Source organism: Citrobacter braakii (assembly GCF_002075345.1).
In the GTDB taxonomy this organism is placed as follows: Bacteria; Pseudomonadota; Gammaproteobacteria; order Enterobacterales; family Enterobacteriaceae; genus Citrobacter; species Citrobacter braakii.
The window spans coordinates 128,561-144,621 of record NZ_NAEW01000003.1 but is presented as its reverse complement, the minus strand read 5'-3'; the positions used below and the strand labels follow the sequence as shown (position 1 = coordinate 144,621).

At 51.3% G+C, this 16,061-nt stretch carries 15 protein-coding genes and 1 tRNA gene; 7 read left to right on the top strand and 9 right to left on the bottom strand.

The features are described from left to right. Window positions 1–5: 5 nt before the first annotated feature. Window positions 6–2,792, top strand: coding sequence for a TMAO reductase system sensor histidine kinase/response regulator TorS (gene torS / locus BZK42_RS07910; RefSeq protein ID WP_080858974.1), 2,787 nt, complete (start codon window positions 6–8; stop codon window positions 2,790–2,792). A gap of 8 nt (window positions 2,793–2,800) precedes the next feature. On the opposite strand, the gene BZK42_RS07905 is transcribed toward torS, so the two are convergent. Beyond that, window positions 2,801–2,877: transfer RNA gene (locus BZK42_RS07905), tRNA-Arg, on the bottom strand. 39 nt (window positions 2,878–2,916) lie between these two features. Beyond that, window positions 2,917–3,096 carry a hypothetical protein gene (locus tag BZK42_RS07900; protein WP_016152134.1) on the bottom strand — a complete coding sequence of 60 codons (180 nt, stop codon included), beginning with the start codon at window positions 3,094–3,096 and terminating at the stop codon, window positions 2,917–2,919. A gap of 36 nt (window positions 3,097–3,132) precedes the next feature. On the opposite strand from BZK42_RS07900, the gene fimW reads away from it, so the two are divergent. From fimW to fimZ, 3 genes are all read left to right on the top strand, one after another. Beyond that, the gene (fimW, locus tag BZK42_RS07895) at window positions 3,133–3,726 is read left to right on the top strand and encodes a fimbria biosynthesis transcriptional regulator FimW (protein WP_016155913.1); all 594 of its coding nucleotides are present in this window, start codon (window positions 3,133–3,135) and stop codon (window positions 3,724–3,726) included. Window positions 3,727–4,111: 385 nt separating this feature from the next. Continuing rightward, window positions 4,112–4,834, top strand: coding sequence for a fimbria biosynthesis regulator FimY (gene fimY, locus BZK42_RS07890; RefSeq protein ID WP_080858973.1), 723 nt, complete (start codon window positions 4,112–4,114; stop codon window positions 4,832–4,834). A gap of 587 nt (window positions 4,835–5,421) precedes the next feature. Beyond that, on the top strand, window positions 5,422–6,054 hold the full coding sequence (gene fimZ / locus BZK42_RS07885) for a fimbria biosynthesis transcriptional regulator FimZ (protein ID WP_016152131.1): 633 nt from the start codon (window positions 5,422–5,424) through the stop codon (window positions 6,052–6,054). 49 nt (window positions 6,055–6,103) lie between these two features. Here fimZ and sfmF read toward each other — a convergent pair whose 3' ends face one another. From sfmF to fimA, 6 genes are all read right to left on the bottom strand, one after another. Continuing rightward, window positions 6,104–6,640, bottom strand: coding sequence for a fimbria assembly protein (gene sfmF / locus BZK42_RS07880; protein ID WP_046276058.1), 537 nt, complete (start codon window positions 6,638–6,640; stop codon window positions 6,104–6,106). Further along, on the bottom strand, window positions 6,633–7,640 hold the full coding sequence (fimH, locus tag BZK42_RS07875; RefSeq protein ID WP_080858972.1) for a type 1 fimbria D-mannose specific adhesin FimH: 1,008 nt from the start codon (window positions 7,638–7,640) through the stop codon (window positions 6,633–6,635). Before fimH ends, sfmF begins: the two co-directional genes overlap by 8 nt. A 4-nt stretch (window positions 7,641–7,644) precedes the next feature. Beyond that, entirely contained in the window at window positions 7,645–10,266 is a 2,622-nt protein-coding gene (locus tag BZK42_RS07870) for a fimbrial biogenesis usher protein (RefSeq protein WP_053389937.1), read from the bottom strand. Window positions 10,267–10,273: 7 nt separating this feature from the next. Continuing rightward, window positions 10,274–10,966 carry a type 1 fimbria chaperone FimC gene (fimC, locus tag BZK42_RS07865; protein ID WP_065554225.1) on the bottom strand — a complete coding sequence of 231 codons (693 nt, stop codon included), beginning with the start codon at window positions 10,964–10,966 and terminating at the stop codon, window positions 10,274–10,276. Window positions 10,967–11,007: 41 nt separating this feature from the next. Next, window positions 11,008–11,541, bottom strand: a complete 534-nt coding sequence (gene fimI / locus BZK42_RS07860; RefSeq protein ID WP_019076203.1) for a type 1 fimbrial protein subunit FimI — start codon at window positions 11,539–11,541, stop codon at window positions 11,008–11,010. Window positions 11,542–11,618: 77 nt separating this feature from the next. Then, the gene (gene fimA / locus BZK42_RS07855) at window positions 11,619–12,173 is read right to left on the bottom strand and encodes a type 1 fimbrial major subunit FimA (protein WP_019076202.1); all 555 of its coding nucleotides are present in this window, start codon (window positions 12,171–12,173) and stop codon (window positions 11,619–11,621) included. A 575-nt stretch (window positions 12,174–12,748) separates the two neighbouring features. On the opposite strand from fimA, the gene folD reads away from it, so the two are divergent. The 3 genes from folD to BZK42_RS07840 all read left to right on the top strand — a co-directional run bounded on the left by folD (window position 12,749) and on the right by BZK42_RS07840 (window position 14,477). Further along, window positions 12,749–13,615, top strand: coding sequence for a bifunctional methylenetetrahydrofolate dehydrogenase/methenyltetrahydrofolate cyclohydrolase FolD (gene folD / locus BZK42_RS07850; RefSeq protein ID WP_003021887.1), 867 nt, complete (start codon window positions 12,749–12,751; stop codon window positions 13,613–13,615). Window position 13,616: 1 nt separating this feature from the next. Next, a complete protein-coding gene (gene ybcJ / locus BZK42_RS07845; protein ID WP_016152124.1) occupies window positions 13,617–13,829 on the top strand; it encodes a ribosome-associated protein YbcJ in 213 nt (70 codons plus the stop codon). Between the two features lie 123 nt (window positions 13,830–13,952). Beyond that, complete coding sequence (locus tag BZK42_RS07840; protein WP_019076201.1) at window positions 13,953–14,477, top strand: metal-dependent hydrolase; 525 nt, start codon at window positions 13,953–13,955, stop codon at window positions 14,475–14,477. Between the two features lie 90 nt (window positions 14,478–14,567). Here the strand turns inward: BZK42_RS07840 and cysS are convergent, their stop codons facing one another. After that, window positions 14,568–15,953 (bottom strand): cysteine--tRNA ligase, encoded by a 1,386-nt coding sequence (gene cysS, locus BZK42_RS07835; protein WP_075846834.1) that lies wholly within the window; start codon window positions 15,951–15,953, stop codon window positions 14,568–14,570. Window positions 15,954–16,061 lie beyond the last annotated feature (108 nt).

Here is a 16,061-nt window from a genome sequence, read left to right as displayed (position 1 = left end):
CGACAGTGAATTTATCTCTGACCAAACGACTGTGGATAGGCTTCGGGCTGATGGCGGCACTGACCCTCATTAGTACGCTGGTTGGCTGGTATAACCTGCGTTTTGTCAGCCAGGTTGAGCAGGCCAATACCCAGGCGCTGATCCCGACCATGGACATGGCGCGCCAGCTCAGCGAAGCCAGCGCCTGGGAACTGTTTTCCGCGCAGAATCTGACCACCGCAGATAATGAAAATATGTGGCTGGCTCAGGGACGTATGTTAACCGCCCAAAGCCTGAAAATTACCGCTTTACTGAAAACCCTGCGCGAGCAGGGCTTTGACACGTCGGCCATTGAACAACAGGAAAAAGAGATCGCCCAGTCGTTAAGCCATCAGGGGGAGTTGGTTGGCGAACGTCTGAAACTGCGCGATCGGCAGCAACAGCTCAGCCAACATATTGTTGAGGCTACCGCCGACGTTGCCGAAATGGCGCGCGGTCAGGCCAGTAATGCCGCCACCTCGGCGGGCGCTACGCAGGCAAGCATTTATGATTTGATTGAGAGCCATCAGGGCCAGGCGGCGGAACACGCTCTCGACAGGCTTATCGATATCGATCTGGAATATTATAACCAGATGAATGAACTGCGCCTGAGCGCGCTACGCGTGCAGCAAATGGTGATGAATCTGGGGAATAACCAGGCGCAGAATAACCTTGCCGCGCTGGAAACCCAGCTTAATGCCGCCGTCAGAGTGCTTCACCGCCGACAAATACGCATTGAAGATCCGGTGGTACGCACTCAGGTTGCCGGCGCTGTAAATTCGATAAGCCGTTATGTCGATCTGCTGGCCCTGTATCGTCAGGATAATGACATCACCACCCGCTTACAGATCTTATCGCAGAACAATATCGAGCAATTTACCCGTTTCAGTAGCGAAGTCAGTCAGTTGGTAGAAATCATTGGCCAACGCAATCAGACCGGGCTGGCGCATCTCAAACAGGCCAGCCAGCGCGGGCAAACGCTGCTGCTGCTGTTAGGTGCGGTGTCATTGTGCTTGTTAATTCTCATTCTTTGGCGCGTAGTTTACCGCTCGGTCACGCGCCCGTTGGCGCAGCAAACCCAGGCGTTACAGCGTCTGCTTGAAGGTGATATTGACTCCCCATTTCCGGAAACCGCGGGCGTTCGCGAACTGGATACTATCGGGCGGTTAATGGACGCCTTTCGCGGCAGCGTTCACGCCCTTAATAGCCATCGCGAACATCTGGCCGCTCAGGTAAAAGCTCGCACCGCCGAGCTGCGTTCTATGGTGTCGGAACACCGGCAGGCGCGGGCAGAAGCCGAAAAAGCCAACCAGGCAAAATCGGCGTTTCTTGCCGCCATGAGCCATGAAATACGCACCCCGCTGTATGGGATCCTCGGCACTGCGCAGTTGCTCTCAGACAATCCCGCTCTGGCGCAGCATCAGGAGAATCTGCGCGCAATCACCGACTCTGGCGAGTCTCTGCTGACCATCCTCAACGATATCCTGGACTATTCCGCCATCGAAGCGGGCGGAAAAAATGTGGCGATCGGCGATGAACCTTTTGAGCCCAGACCCTTGCTGGAAAGTACGCTTCAGCTCATGCACGGTCGCGTTGTGGGTCGCCCGGTCGTGCTGGTTACGGATTTTGCCGACGATGTCCCCGACTCCCTACGCGGCGATCCGCGCCGCATTCGGCAAATCATAACTAACCTATTAAACAACGCGCTGCGCTTTACCGATCGCGGACACATCACCCTGCGTAGCCGATGTAAAGATCAGGACTGGTATATTGAGGTCGAGGACACGGGATGCGGGATTGACCCTGTCCATCAGCGCGATATTTTTCAGCCGTTTGTTCAGGTTAGCGGTAAACGTGGGGGGACCGGGCTTGGACTCACTATCAGTGCCAGCCTTGCGCAGGCGATGCAGGGAGAACTGAGCGTCACCAGTACGCCGGGAGTCGGAAGCTGCTTTCGTCTGCGTCTGCCATTACGGGCTGGCGCGATGCCGGTAGCAAAATCCGTTCCACGTGCCATATCGTTACAGGGTTTACGCTTACTGCTAATCGAGGATAACCCCCTCACGCAGCGCATCAGTACAGAAATGCTCACCCTCAATGGCGCCCAGGTCACCGCTGCCGACAGTGCGGCTGCGGCGCTCACCATACTGCAGCAAGACGCCCAGTATAATGCCGCGCTGGTTGATTTTGATCTTCCGGATATCGACGGCATCACGCTGGCGCAACAGTTAACCCGCGAGTTTCCGACGTTAAAGCTAATAGGCTTTAGCGCACACGTCATCGACGAAACGCTAAGCCAAAGAACCAGCACCCTGTTTCTCGGCGTTATTCAAAAACCGGTTCCCCAGGATGAACTCAGTCGGCTCATTACCCATTATCTGCACGGTAACGCCCCTCTCCCGGTTGCATTAGAAAATGACAACCAACGGTTAGATACCCAGCAATTAGCCGGGGATATCCAGCTAATGGGATGGCAAAAGGTGCACGAATGGTTAGCGCTCTTTAAGCAACACACCCTTCCTGTATTAGATGAGATTGACGCAGCGCGCGCAACATGTGAGTACGAGAAGATAAAACGTCTGGCACATCAGCTAAAAAGCAGCTGCGCCAGCATGGGGATGCGTTCTGCCAGCAGGATGTGCGCAGCGCTTGAACAGCAGCCGCTAGCTGATTTTTCACTCAGAGAGGAAGTACAACTAAGTCTTACAGAAGTGGAAATGTGGTTGGCAAAAGAAAATTTGTCGCGATTAGCCGAAGCTGAACATCAGAAGTGACGTTGAAATGGTACGCCCTGTAGGATTCGAACCTACGACCTACGGCTTAGAAGGCCGTTGCTCTATCCAACTGAGCTAAGGGCGCATTGCGAAGTGATTACTTCATGCAGATGAAACGCGTGAATTATACGGTCAGCGCTTGCTGAGTCAATGCCTTTTGTTTCGGTTGCTGGCGAAGTGTACGAATGTTGATTTTTTCTGCTCGTTCAAAGGTATCCAGGAAATCACCTGGTAACAACTCAGCCCGCAAAACGTCAGATTTAGGGATACATGTATTTAGAATATTTATGATTTTGCTTAACATTCCTTTATCCCCTCTCCAGTGGTCAGGAACTCTTTAATGTTAAGTATCGCCATCAAGGAAGAAAACAGTCACTTCGAACATGGACTGAAAATCATCATCTCCCATCTGGCAAATCAGTGGCATCAGGAGATTAGCTTTTTACCTGTCGAAGATATCGATCGCGCTGAAATCGCGTTTATCTCACTGGATGAAGATTGGCTCAGCGCCGATTGTTACATGGTTCCTGTCCACACCAGGCGCCAACACCGGGTGGTCATCTGTAGCAAAAACGACAAAGATAAGCTAATGTTCCGCCCCTGCCTGTACATGTTGCCACTGATTTATCGGGAAGATGACGTCGACGAGATAACCAAAAAACTGGTCCTCATCCTGCAAAAACGCGCACTGCGCACTAGCGTGCCCGCGACTATCTGCCATTACTGCACCACCCGCAACTTTTCTATCGAAGAACGCCAGTTCTTAATGTTTCTCGCCAGCGGGTATACGTTAGCCGAAACGGCTCATCTGCTCTCAGTCAGTGATATCCAGGCCAAAGCGACCCGCCGCAGCATTATGAAAAAGCTGCATGTGAAAAACGATCAGCAATTCTTAAGATACATCCGCGCACATCTGAACTTTCTGCAAAATTAGACGGGGTATCTTTGCCTAATTTTTATTGAGAAATATCTCATCATGGATTAAGCATCGGCTCCTACTGTACCTGGCTTCAGGCTGCGAGAATAATCCGGCCATACTATTTCCGGGGTAACAGAAAGACACACCCGGTAATATTTTATCTAATCTCAGAGAGAGGTTGAACTGGATAAAACGATCTTTTGGGCATTGAGTAAGACATCAGAAAACTTCCGGCAGATTATTCTGATGGAGTACGCAATTGCCAGTCTGATGATTGTTGAAGCACCGAAACCCAACGGCACAAGTCAACTCACATTTGCGCTGACAAAAGTTTGGTTCAGGGATGCCTGTAGTCAGCAATTTATCCAGACCTGCCGCAACAGAAATGGAATGGAAAAGGATGCACAGTGCAAAACGCCGGGACCGCTATCGCCGTATACGAAACGCTAACTGTAGCTGGCAATTTCCCCACTGTACCTCACAGGTATTTGACCGGATCGAGTATCTGGCGCAAAAACTCGAATACACCTTACCGGACGGCACTATATCTCAGGCGATAATTACGACAGACTACTATCTGGCCTATGCGCTGAGTCGACATTTATTCTCAGGTACTCGCGCGGCGATCTTCCAGAGCGTTGAATCGACTTTGCTCAGCATGCAAGAGCCGGTAATTAGCCAGTTAGTGATTGACATTGAAAGCTTAACAACCCCTTATTTCGATATACTTGAAAGCCTGCGCCAGCTAATTAAGAAGCATAATGACATCCAAATCTTCATAATGCTTTCCAGTCGCGATGAAGACCTCACTACATTTATTTCACTGTCCGGTCCATTTTATATCTTGCCACGCAATTTGCGCCTCCCCGAGATGCGCCATGCCTTATTATCTCCGGTTCTTAACTATATTCATTCCAGGCGTATAAATCAGCTCGACTGGGAGCTGATTACCTTACTATTGCAGGGTAACTCCTTAAAAAAGATTGCATTGTTACAGGAACAACCCTACCACCGCATCATCTATCGCCTGAACCAGTTGATTACGCGCCTTGGATTACCCAGCAGGCAGCGTTTTTTGCATCTGATACACCGTCTCAACGTTACCTCTCCCCATTTAATTTAACACCATAACTCATTGTGCTATAAGATTTTTTAGGAAATTACTTATTATTGAATAAGAAAAAAGATCTAATTTTTACAAATATTTAATATTTACAACTATTCCTGGTATTATGCCTGGAGGCACACTCACACTTAACCTTACTGATCCTGTGCATTTCAATAAAAAATAGTCCTATTGCAGCCTTAACAAAACTTAAACAATTGGTTTATTGTGTCGTTTTTACTGCTTAAAAAAAATTTTCAATCTGCCATAATTCGAACCACAGATAAATAATACCAATAGTCATTAACACATCTGGATCTTTCAGAATATCCTAACTGACATTAACAACCAGGATGTTGTAAGTCTTTTCCGAATGAGCAGAGCAGGTATAATCCCCACAGTTTCCTGATTAATTGTTAGTTTTCCCGGTGTGAAATGGATTTTCCACAAATTCATTGTTCTGCAGAAGAACAACCGAATAAACAAGGATGAAATAATATTTATTCGGCTCTCCCTCAGAACAATTCTTGGCTATTTGACAATATTATAACGCCTGATGTTTTATCAAATTCGCAAGATACGCAAACAGTTTGAGGCATACAACAATGAAACCAGCATCCGTTATCATTATGGACGAACACCCTATTGTCAGAATGTCGATAGAAGTACTACTCGAGAAAAACAGTAATATTCAGGTAGTGTTGAAAACCGATGACAGCCGTACGGCAATAGAACATCTGCGCACGTACCCGGTCGATCTTGTCATCCTGGATATTGAACTGCCTGGTTCTGATGGGTTTACATTACTCAAAAGAATAAAGTCATTGCAGGAGAAAACTCGGGTACTGTTTCTGTCCTCAAAATCCGAGTCGTTTTATGCCGGGCGTGCTATCCGGGCCGGTGCAAATGGGTTTGTCAGTAAACGAAAGGATCTCAATGATATCTACAATGCGGTAAAAATGATTTTATCGGGATATTCCTTTTTTCCTTCGGATACCCTTAATTTCATTAACAATATAAATGCACAAAAAGGCGTCTTACATGACATGCCGCTCTCTAACCGTGAAGTTACCGTTTTGCGTTATCTGGCAAACGGGCTATCCAATAAGGAAATTGCTGAGCAGTTGTTACTCAGCAATAAAACGATTAGCGCTCACAAGGCTAATATCTACTCCAAGCTCGGGTTGCACACCATCGTTGAGCTGATCGATTACGCAAAAATGCATGAATTAATGTAATAACACTCCCGGCGAGATTTCGTTCGGGAGTGTTTTGTTAGCGCATTGATTAGTTATAGTTAATCATGAACGTGGCATCAGCCCTGGCAATGCCAGGCTGAACCCCAGCAGCTAACGCGATATAGTTTGCGAAAAAGGTTAGCGTGGCATTGCCGTTCTCATCAATCCCCACCGTCTGACTGGCCTGCTCGAGCGGCAATCGCGTACGGTCGCTGTCGTGCAGTTCGATCGCCACCTTTTGCGCCATCACCGCGTCATCAAGCGCCAGCAACGTCGTGCCCGGGGCCGGAGTTCCGGAAAACGTTATCGAAGCGGAACCCGGCGGGCAGCCTTCTAGCTTCAGTGTAAACGCGACCGGTTGAGTAGTATCTCCGCTGGTCTGAAGCTGCTTGGTCGGCCAGGTGCCTAGCTCCACGGACTTATTGCTGTCGCTGGCAATTACCGCGCAGGTAAAGTCCACCACGTTTCCGCGCAGTTCAATATTGATTTCCCCCAGCGACGATGCGGCATGGCACAACGAGCTGAATGTCAGCAGGCACACCATTGCCAGGCGTTTCCCTGCGGCTGGCGTTTGCTTGTTAGTCATAATCCACTCGCAGATAGCCACGGGCTGTAAAAGGTCCTTCGGTGGGCTTATTGCCCGTCACGCTAACCGGCCATGTTCGAATACCCACGCTCGCCGCGGCGTTATCATCCAGTTGAAACGGGATAGTGCTGGACAGATTATTGGGCGTCAGCGGTTTACCGCTGCTGTCGGCGACAATAAAACCTAAATCGGGATTGTCAGATACCATCATTTGCCCGGTGGCTTTCTCGGCCTCTACACGCATGGTTAAGTAGGCCTGTGCAGCGACGTTGGTGCATTTTATCGCTACCGTTTTGGTCTGCGGATTGATGCCTTCAGGCCGGTTTCCCGATCCTGCCTTGCTAAACAGCGATGCGCCAATATCACCAAAATCAAACTCGACAATCTGCCCGGCGTTTACTTCGCAGTTTTGTGGAACCTCCACCTTGCCGCTGTAGCTGATGGTATAAACCGGTACGCTTAGCGCATCTCCGGTACTGGTCGTGACATAGACGCTGAACATCGTCTGCCGCGGAATCGGCACCATGTTAATAAACGGGCGGATCACTTTGAGCTTAAACACCAGCTTTGAATCCATCACGCCAAAAGGCTGCTGCTTAGGTACGTTTGGGTGAGTCCCCATGCGAATGTAATTACGCGGGGGATAAAATAACCCGGCATAACTATCGGTTATGCTCATGGCCCCCAGCAGGTAGTCATTGAGCTTCAGATACTGGAAGCCGCCTTCGGTACTTTGAACCGGAAGTTCAGTGACATAGCTTCGATAGGTGTAATTTACCGTTGTCCCGGCCGGACAGGTGGCATTCACGCCAACCCAGCCAGATTTTTCCGGTAACGTCACCACCTGTCCCGGCTGGTTGTTACTACTGTTGAAGACATTCGACAGATCGTAAAAAACATCCGTTGGCGTGCCATTCGAGTTTTGGCAGACCGTCGCCCAGGACGAATGGGCCATCAGCAGTAAAGCGCTTCCCAGTAACAAACCCGTTTGTCGTTTCATCGTATTATTCCTGTCGTGCTGACGGAGATTCGCACGTCACGTTCGTGAGCGTTACCGCTTGTTTCAGGCTCTCCTCTGGCAAGGCATAGCGCGCCACGCAGCGCGCGTTTGCGCCTTCCCCCCATTGGATCAACAACTCGCCTTTTAGCGGCAAGCCGCTCAGGTAGATTTGCCCGTCTTCACCCACCATGCTGGTCACGCCGCTGGTGTTTTCACGCACGACGGAGCCAAACGGCACTGGTTTACCGGCATGTTTGGCGGTAATCAGCGCCCGCACACCGATTCGTGTATCAAACGCCGCCCGCACCAGCGCCCCTTGCGTTGGCACTACGCTACTGACGTTATTCTCCACATCGGTATTGTTGTTCATGGAATTGGTGTCTAACGCGACGCGGTTATAGCGATAGACGGTGGCATATGGCATCACCGCGTATCCGCGCCAGTCGGTTTGAACGCCGGTCTGGTTCTCTATCCGTACACCCTGCGCACCCGGCGCTTTAATCAGCACGTTGGTATCGCCCAGAGGCTGACTGAGCGTAATGCCGTCCGCATGCCCCACTACGCCGCCGGAGAACTGCCAGTTGTAGTCATGCTGGTCACGGTCGTAGTTGTAACCCACGCCCAGCGTACCGTAGGCCGCCTGCCAGTTGGCGCTGGCATTTCCGCTATAGCCATTGGTGCTGCTGTGCCCCTGATTCACGCTGTAGCTCAGATTGCGCCCATCCAGCAACGTACCGCCGATCCCGCTCTGCCAGCTGTTCTGTCCGTTGCTATTACGGTTGGCATTAAAGGTGGCGTAGGTGCGATCGAGGGCGTTATCACGCGAGTAACGCCGTCCGCTCAGCAGGCTGAACGGTACAGACATATTGAACGCCAGAATACGATCGGTGTCGGAGATGCCAACCGATTCATTCCACGACCAGGAGAGTGAATAGCTAATCCCCTGCCAGCCGCTGGCATAGCCTAGTTGATACCAGGTATTGGTGTCTGAAGTATTCCAGTACGTCTGCTGACTACCCGAGATATACAGCGATCCGTAATCCCCCAGATTCTGCGAAATGTTGATCTGGAAACGGCCCTTTTTGCTGTAGCTCAGGTTGTGGTAACTCGTCACATTGGGCACGTCGTGGCGATTGCCCTCACTGTCGTATTCGTACTCATAGCCTTCCATACTGCGATACGCCACATCGTCGAGGGTATAGAAGCCACGCGTTGAGTAGCGATACCCCAACAACTGGAAGTTAGTGCCAAAATTGTTCAGCGATTTCGCATACAAGAAACGCAAAGACTGCCCCTGGTGCGTACTGTCATCCGCCAGTTGGCTGCGCGCATGGGTGAGATCGACAGAAACCGCCCCCCAGTCCCCCAGGTTTCGACCGGTGCCTAAAACCACCGCGGTGTAACGAGAGGCCAACTGCGTACCACCGTATGCGGTATAGCCCTCTGGTAACCCGGCAATTAATGTTCCCTGGAAAAAGAAGGGTGAAGATTGCTGGCTATTGCCGCTGCGAAAATCCCCGGCGACAACGTCATACTTAAAACGCCCTTCTCGTTGTAATAAGGGAACGGTGGAGTACGGCACCGTATAGCGTTGCTGGCTGCCGTCCTTCTCATCCACCGTGACCTCAAGATCACCGCTGGATGACGTTGGGTTGAGATCGGTTATTGAGAAAGCGCCGGGTGAAACATAGCTTTGATAAATCACATAGCCATTCTGACGAATGGTCAGTTTCGCTGCGGTACGCGCAATGCCGCGCACGGTAGGCGCGTAGCCCTGTAAGCTGTCGGGATACATACTGTCTGAGGAATAGAGCCGCGCACCGCGAAACCCGACGCTGTCAAAAACGTCGTTGCCAGTGTTGCTGTCGCCCATCACCAGTTCGCCCTTCAGCGGGATAATTGCGCGCTGAAGCCATGTACCGATGTTTTTCCAGCTTTGTGAGTGGTATCCGTCGCCCTTGGAGTAGCTCCACGCACCGTTGTTTCTCAGCCGCCAGGGGCCATAGTTCAGACCACTGAGCATACTGAGGAAATAACTGTCAGTATCACTGCCGCGGCTGCCGGTAAAGCTGTAGTTAACCAGCGCGGCCGGGATCCCTTCATCCCACTCTTCCGGTGGAATATAGCCGCGCGCGCTGTTTAACATTGACGCCTGTGGCAGGCTGACGTTTAAGCGCAGGGTAGAAAAATCAAACGCAATCTCGCTGCCGGGAATCGCCTCAGGTAGATTGATACAGGTATCGTTCGGATCCTTACTGAGTGCCGGAAACGCGGCGATATTGACGCCAAGGCGCTTCACCCAGTCGAGTCCAAAGCACGGCATCAGCCCACCGGACTTCTCCCCGGCTTTTGCCGCACTGGTAGTAAAACGAATATCCTGAGTGGCAACAAACTCATCGTTGCGCCAGATATCCACGCGATAAACGCCTTCAGGCTGGTGATTGCCTTTTTCAAAACGTGATAAATCCGCCACGGTTGCCGTATCCGCAGATAAAAAGGCCGGATTAAAATAGCTTTCCCCATAGCTTAGAGAGGGAAAGAGCGCCGCCAGCGTGGACAACGCCACCCCCGCCAGCGGTGGCGTAACCCCCGGTAACAGGCCAGGAAAATACGTTGTCTTATTCATCGTTATCTCAACGCACACTAACCGTTTTGGCCGGGGTCACAGCGCCATAATCATTGACCGTCTGGAACGTGACGTTGCCCTGAACGCCCGTGGGTAGCAGGACCTGCGCATCGCTTTTCGGCGCAACCATCACGTTATCGACCTTCGTTTTCCCCACATTGAGATTGACCAACGTGACGTAGTACGCTGACGGATTGTTGATTTTCAGGTGGTTGCCGGAACGAGCAAACGTCAGCATCCCGGGCGCATCTTCCGGGATTTGCGGCAGATTATTCGGACGAACGAAAAGTTTGATGCGTGACAGAATTGCCAGTTGCAGAACGTTTTTGCCCTCAAGGCTGTTTTTATTGACTGACGGAATGGCTTTGACGTTCATCCAGAACAGCGACTCACGGTCTTTGGGCAGCGGTTCACCGGCATAGATGATACGCAGCGTGTTTTCGCTTTTGGGTTCACTAACAAACAGCGGAGGCGTAACCACAAACGATTTTTCTTTAGCGCCTGCGCTATTCTCAATCCATGAATTTACCAGGTAACGTTCTTTGGTATCGCTATTGCTAATAGACAGGGACGTTTGTTTGGCATCGGCCGGATAAATAACGCGAGTGGCGCCTAATGCAATGCCTCCGGCAGCCTGAACACTGGCAGCAGAAAATAAGGCCAATAAAAGGATAAAACCTGATTTTAGATAATTAAACATAGCTAAAAATACCTTTGATGCGATTATCGTTGGGAAATAAATCAGGGATAAACCAACGTAAACCACACGTCTGAGCGAAGCGTTCCCGGCGTTATATTTTCCGAGACAGCCCGATAGCGGGCAGTGAAATGAAACGTCATCTCTTGCGTTATAATCGGCACATAATGAAGCGGCAGGGCATTCGGTATAATTTGCCGTTGGCGCTCGTCAAATAACGCCAGGCCAATCCCCGAAGCCGCAGACGCATCGCCGCTGGCAAGAAAAACCTGCGGATCTTCCGCTGGCGTCACGCCCGCAAACGCAATCCCAACATGGTCATAAACATCGGAGCTGCACGACGTTAAGCGCAGTGAAAACGGTACGCTGGTAGAGGCGAAGCTTCCCGTCCCAGAGAAAGCATTGGTGCGATACTGCCCCATTTGCACCCGCATATCCTGACTGTCAGTGGCGACCGTACAGGCGCCGTTGACGAGCTGCCCCCGTAAGTGGACGCGGCCACTTTCCAGTATTACCGTATGTGAAAGCACAGGCATTACGCACAGCATTCCCGCCAGCGCCACGCCTTTCCCTATCATCTGCCGCATCCTTCATCATCCCCGGATATTGCCTCATCCATTGAGGCGAACGTCATCCTTGCGCAAATCAAAACGGCTTATTCGTACTTCATGATGAATGTCGCGTCGGCATTTGCCTGACCCGGCGTTGCGCTTGCGGCAGTGGCTTTGTAACGCGCAGAGAAACGCAGGGTGTTGGTCCCTTCTACCAGCGCCTGAGCGGTAGAGAAGGTTGCGCCATCCGGCTTCAGCGCGGTGGACGTATTGTCCAGAATTTCAATCCCAACACCGCCTGCAGTGGTACCGTTGTCTGCAGAAGTGACAGCCAGCAGGTTGTTATTGGTATTATCGGACTGGCCAGAGAAAGCAACGGCTGCAGTTGCGGCAACGTTCGGGTCACAGTCGTTCAGCACGATAGAGAACGGAATTTGTGCTGTAGTGTCACCCACTGCGGCAAAACTGGCAGTACGATACTGGCCTAACGTCACAACCTGATCGGATGACTGAGTACTGACTGCACAGGCTGCATTGACCAGTTCACCTTCAAAATGCACAGTACCGCCGCTAACGCTTACCGGATCGGCTGCAACCGCTGCACCGGCGACTAACATCAGGCTGGCAATAACAGAAGAGGTCATTAATTTACGTTTCATGGATTTCCCTTGAATTACACACATCCGGCTCCAGCATCCTGCGGGATCCGTTTGAATCATTATCGACATTAAATGTCAGGCTAATTATCTCTGCATCCTGTAAAGATATATATCGCATGAGAATTAGCTAACCTTTTACCCCAACTCTCCTGAGTATTTGATTCACTAATTATTCCTCGCGAATATGACTATTCGTCACAGCGATAAATTAAACATTTCAATTAATGAAAAATACCTGCAAATCCTTTTAATGACCCTGGCTAATTCTTAATGGGACCCAGGAAAAATCTGGGTGAGAATGAGGTAAAATCCCTCATAATTAACCGTAACAGACTGGTTTGTGGCGCATTACCCCTGAAAATACCAGGGTGATGAGTTGTTTCATTCACGTTAATTTTGATTAGCATGCTCATTAATTATCCGCAAGGCTTATGCCTTTGTCCTGATCCCATTCGCAGATCGTGACGCCCCCTGGCGCACGTAAAAATGCAAACGAAAACTGACAGCACGTCCCGCTTCTGACAAAATAGCGGCATCCCCTTCGATTTAACGTAACAGACGGAATCCTCTCTCTGATGGCAGCAAAGATTATTGACGGTAAAACGATTGCGCAGCAGGTGCGCTCTGAGGTTGCTCAAAAAGTTCAGGCGCGTTTAGCGGCTGGATTACGCGCCCCAGGCCTGGCTGTTGTGCTGGTAGGTAGCAACCCGGCTTCGCAGATTTATGTCGCGAGTAAACGCAAAGCCTGTGACGAGGTGGGGTTTGTCTCCCGCTCCTATGACCTGCCTGAAACCACCAGCGAGGCGGAGCTGCTCGAGCTGATCGATACGCTCAATGCAGATACCACCATCGACGGTATTCTGGTCCAGCTGCCGTTACCTGCGGGTATCGACAACGTTAAAGTTCTCGAGCGTATTGCGCCGGATAAAGACGTTGACGGTTTCCACCCGTATAACGTTGGTCGCCTGTGCCAGCGTGCGCCGCGCCTGCGCCCATGTACTCCGCGCGGTATTGTGACTCTGCTTGAGCGTTACAATATCGACACCTACGGTCTGAATGCGGTCGTTATTGGCGCGTCGAATATTGTTGGCCGCCCGATGAGCATGGAGCTGCTGCTGGCTGGCTGCACCACCACCGTCACCCACCGGTTCACCAAAGATCTGCGTCGCCATGTAGAGCATGCAGACCTGCTGATTGTTGCCGTCGGCAAACCTGGCTTTATTCCCGGCGAGTGGATCAAAGAAGGTGCGATTGTGATTGATGTCGGCATCAACCGTCTGGAGAATGGTAAGGTTGTTGGCGATGTGGTCTTTGAAGATGCTGCCGCACGCGCGTCATACATCACGCCGGTACCCGGCGGCGTAGGCCCAATGACGGTCGCCACACTTATCGAAAACACGCTGCAGGCGTGTGTTGAATATCATGATGTAAAGGACGTTTAAGATGGCGACATTTTCACTGGGTAAACACCCACACGTTGAACTCTGCGATTTACTGAAGCTGGAAGGCTGGAGCGAAAGCGGCGCCCAGGCAAAAATTGCTATTGGCGAAGGGTTAGTGAAGGTCGATGGTGCTGTAGAAACGCGTAAACGCTGCAAAATCGTTGCCGGACAGACCGTCAGCTTTGAAGGCCACAGCATTAACGTCGTGGCGTGATCCCAGGTGCCGGATGAGGTTAACCCCTGTCCGGCCACTTCCTCTCTCCTTTTCAGATAATGACTTCATCACCACTTCACAGTGAACTGTTAGCATGTTGTTTTTCCACATGAAGCGATCATCATGCCAACAATCGTTACCCACGCTGCCGTTCCTCTCTGTTTAGGATTAGGTCTCGGGCGTAAAGTCATCCCCCCGCAATTACTGTTTACTGGCGTCATTCTGGCTATGTTGCCGGATGCCGACGTACTGTCGTTTAAGCTTGGCGTCGCCTACGGCAACGTGTTTGGTCACCGCGGTTTTACCCATTCGCTGCTGTTCGCCTTCGTGGTGCCGCTGCTCGGCGTATGGATGGGTCGACGATGGTTTAAGGCAGGCTTAATTCGCTGCTGGCTATTCCTGACGGTTTCACTGCTGTCGCACAGCCTGTTGGATTCGGTCACCACTGGCGGCAAAGGCGTCGGCTGGCTGTGGCCGTGGTCGGATGAACGCTTCTTTGCACCGTGGCAGGTGATTAAAGTCGCCCCGTTTGCGCTATCACGCTACGCCACACCATACGGGCACCAGGTGATAATTTCGGAGTTGATATGGGTATGGCTACCGGGAGTTATGATGATGGGTGTGCTGTGGTGGTATCGGAAATATTAATTTGCCGGATACGACAAGCGTCTTATCCGACCGACATTCGTACATTGATTGCCGGACAGGGCGCGAGCCGCCATCCGGCAATCAATATCATTACTTACGGCGCCAGGTAGTGCCCTGCGGGCCATCTTCCAGCACGATACCCATCTCATTGAGACGGTCACGCGCGGCGTCAGCTGCCGCCCAGTCTTTGGCTTTACGGGCATCCAGACGCTGCTGGATTAACGCTTCAATTTCAGCAACTTCACCGTCATCCGCCTGCGCACCGCTTTGCAGGAATGCTTCGGGCTCCTGTTCCAGCAGGCCCAGCACGCTGGAAAGCTTACGCAGATGCGAAGCCATACCGTTAGCCACCGCCATATCTTCACCCTTCAGGCGGTTAACCTCACGCGCCATATCAAACAGCACGGAGTAGGCTTCCGGCGTATTGAAGTCATCGTCCATCGCTTCAATGAAGCGTGCTTCAAAGGCTTCGCCACCGGCTGGGGCAACGGACTTATCGGTGCCGCGCAGCGCGGTATACAGACGCTCCAGTGCAGAGCGCGCCTGCTTCAGGTTCTCTTCGCTGTAGTTTAACTGGCTACGGTAATGACCAGACATCAGGAAGTAGCGAATGGTTTCGGCGTCGTAGTATTTCAGCACGTCACGCACGGTAAAGAAGTTGCCCAACGATTTGGACATTTTCTCCCGGTCAACCATCACCATCCCGGAGTGCATCCAGTAATTAACGTATTCACCGTCATGCGCACAGGTGGACTGAGCGATTTCGTTTTCATGGTGCGGGAACATCAGATCCGAACCACCGCCATGAATATCAAAATGGTTGCCCAACTGTTTGCAGTTCATCGCCGAACATTCGATGTGCCAGCCAGGACGACCCGCCCCCCACGGAGACGGCCAGCTCGGCTCGCCTTCTTTGGACATTTTCCACAGCACGAAGTCCATCGGGTTGCGCTTCACATCAACCACATCAACGCGTGCGCCCGCCTGCAGCTGATCCAGATCCTGGCGTGACAGCTGACCATAGTTCGGGTCAGTCGGCACGTCGAACATCACGTCGCCGTTATCAGCGACATAAGCGTGACCTTTGGCAATCAGCTGTTCAGTGATTTCAATAATCTCAGCGATATGGTGCGTAGCGCGCGGCTCCAGATCCGGACGCAGAATATTCAGCGCGTCGAAATCGCTATGCATTTCCGCGATCATTCTGTCGACCAACGCCACAAAGCTCTCACCGTTTTCATTCGCGCGCTTGATGATTTTGTCATCGATATCAGTAATATTGCGCACATACTTCAGCTTATAGCCGAGGAAGCGCAGATAGCGAGCGACAACGTCGAAAGAAACGAAGGTACGTCCGTGGCCAATATGACAGAGATCGTAAACGGTAATACCACACACGTACATGCCGACTTCCCCGGCATGAATAGGTTTGAATTCCTCTTTTTGGCGCGTCAGTGTATTAAAGATTTTTAACATCGAAGATTCCGTGTAGACGTGTGTGGATAGTAAAGTCTGTATAATACCCATAATTTAGACCGGAAGCAGCACACTTTGCGAGGTGATCGCAGCTTGCGGTTATGCTAT

Excerpts from the sequence above, each read along its gene's own strand:
- fimI (WP_019076203.1), bottom strand. The coding sequence starts at position 11,541 with ATGATAGGGAAAGGCGTGGCGCTGGCGGGAATGCTGTGCGTAATGCCT.
- fimZ (WP_016152131.1), top strand. The coding sequence starts at position 5,422 with ATGAAACCAGCATCCGTTATCATTATGGACGAACACCCTATTGTCAGA.
- fimY (WP_080858973.1), top strand. The coding sequence starts at position 4,112 with ATGCACAGTGCAAAACGCCGGGACCGCTATCGCCGTATACGAAACGCT.
- BZK42_RS07840 (WP_019076201.1), top strand. The coding sequence starts at position 13,953 with ATGCCAACAATCGTTACCCACGCTGCCGTTCCTCTCTGTTTAGGATTA.
- fimA (WP_019076202.1), bottom strand. The coding sequence starts at position 12,173 with ATGAAACGTAAATTAATGACCTCTTCTGTTATTGCCAGCCTGATGTTA.
- fimW (WP_016155913.1), top strand. The coding sequence starts at position 3,133 with ATGTTAAGTATCGCCATCAAGGAAGAAAACAGTCACTTCGAACATGGA.
- fimH (WP_080858972.1), bottom strand. The coding sequence starts at position 7,640 with ATGAAACGACAAACGGGTTTGTTACTGGGAAGCGCTTTACTGCTGATG.
- cysS (WP_075846834.1), bottom strand. The coding sequence starts at position 15,953 with ATGTTAAAAATCTTTAATACACTGACGCGCCAAAAAGAGGAATTCAAA.
- sfmF (WP_046276058.1), bottom strand. The coding sequence starts at position 6,640 with ATGACTAACAAGCAAACGCCAGCCGCAGGGAAACGCCTGGCAATGGTG.
- BZK42_RS07900 (WP_016152134.1), bottom strand. The coding sequence starts at position 3,096 with ATGTTAAGCAAAATCATAAATATTCTAAATACATGTATCCCTAAATCT.
- ybcJ (WP_016152124.1), top strand. The coding sequence starts at position 13,617 with ATGGCGACATTTTCACTGGGTAAACACCCACACGTTGAACTCTGCGAT.
- fimC (WP_065554225.1), bottom strand. The coding sequence starts at position 10,966 with ATGTTTAATTATCTAAAATCAGGTTTTATCCTTTTATTGGCCTTATTT.
- BZK42_RS07870 (WP_053389937.1), bottom strand. The coding sequence starts at position 10,266 with ATGAATAAGACAACGTATTTTCCTGGCCTGTTACCGGGGGTTACGCCA.
- folD (WP_003021887.1), top strand. The coding sequence starts at position 12,749 with ATGGCAGCAAAGATTATTGACGGTAAAACGATTGCGCAGCAGGTGCGC.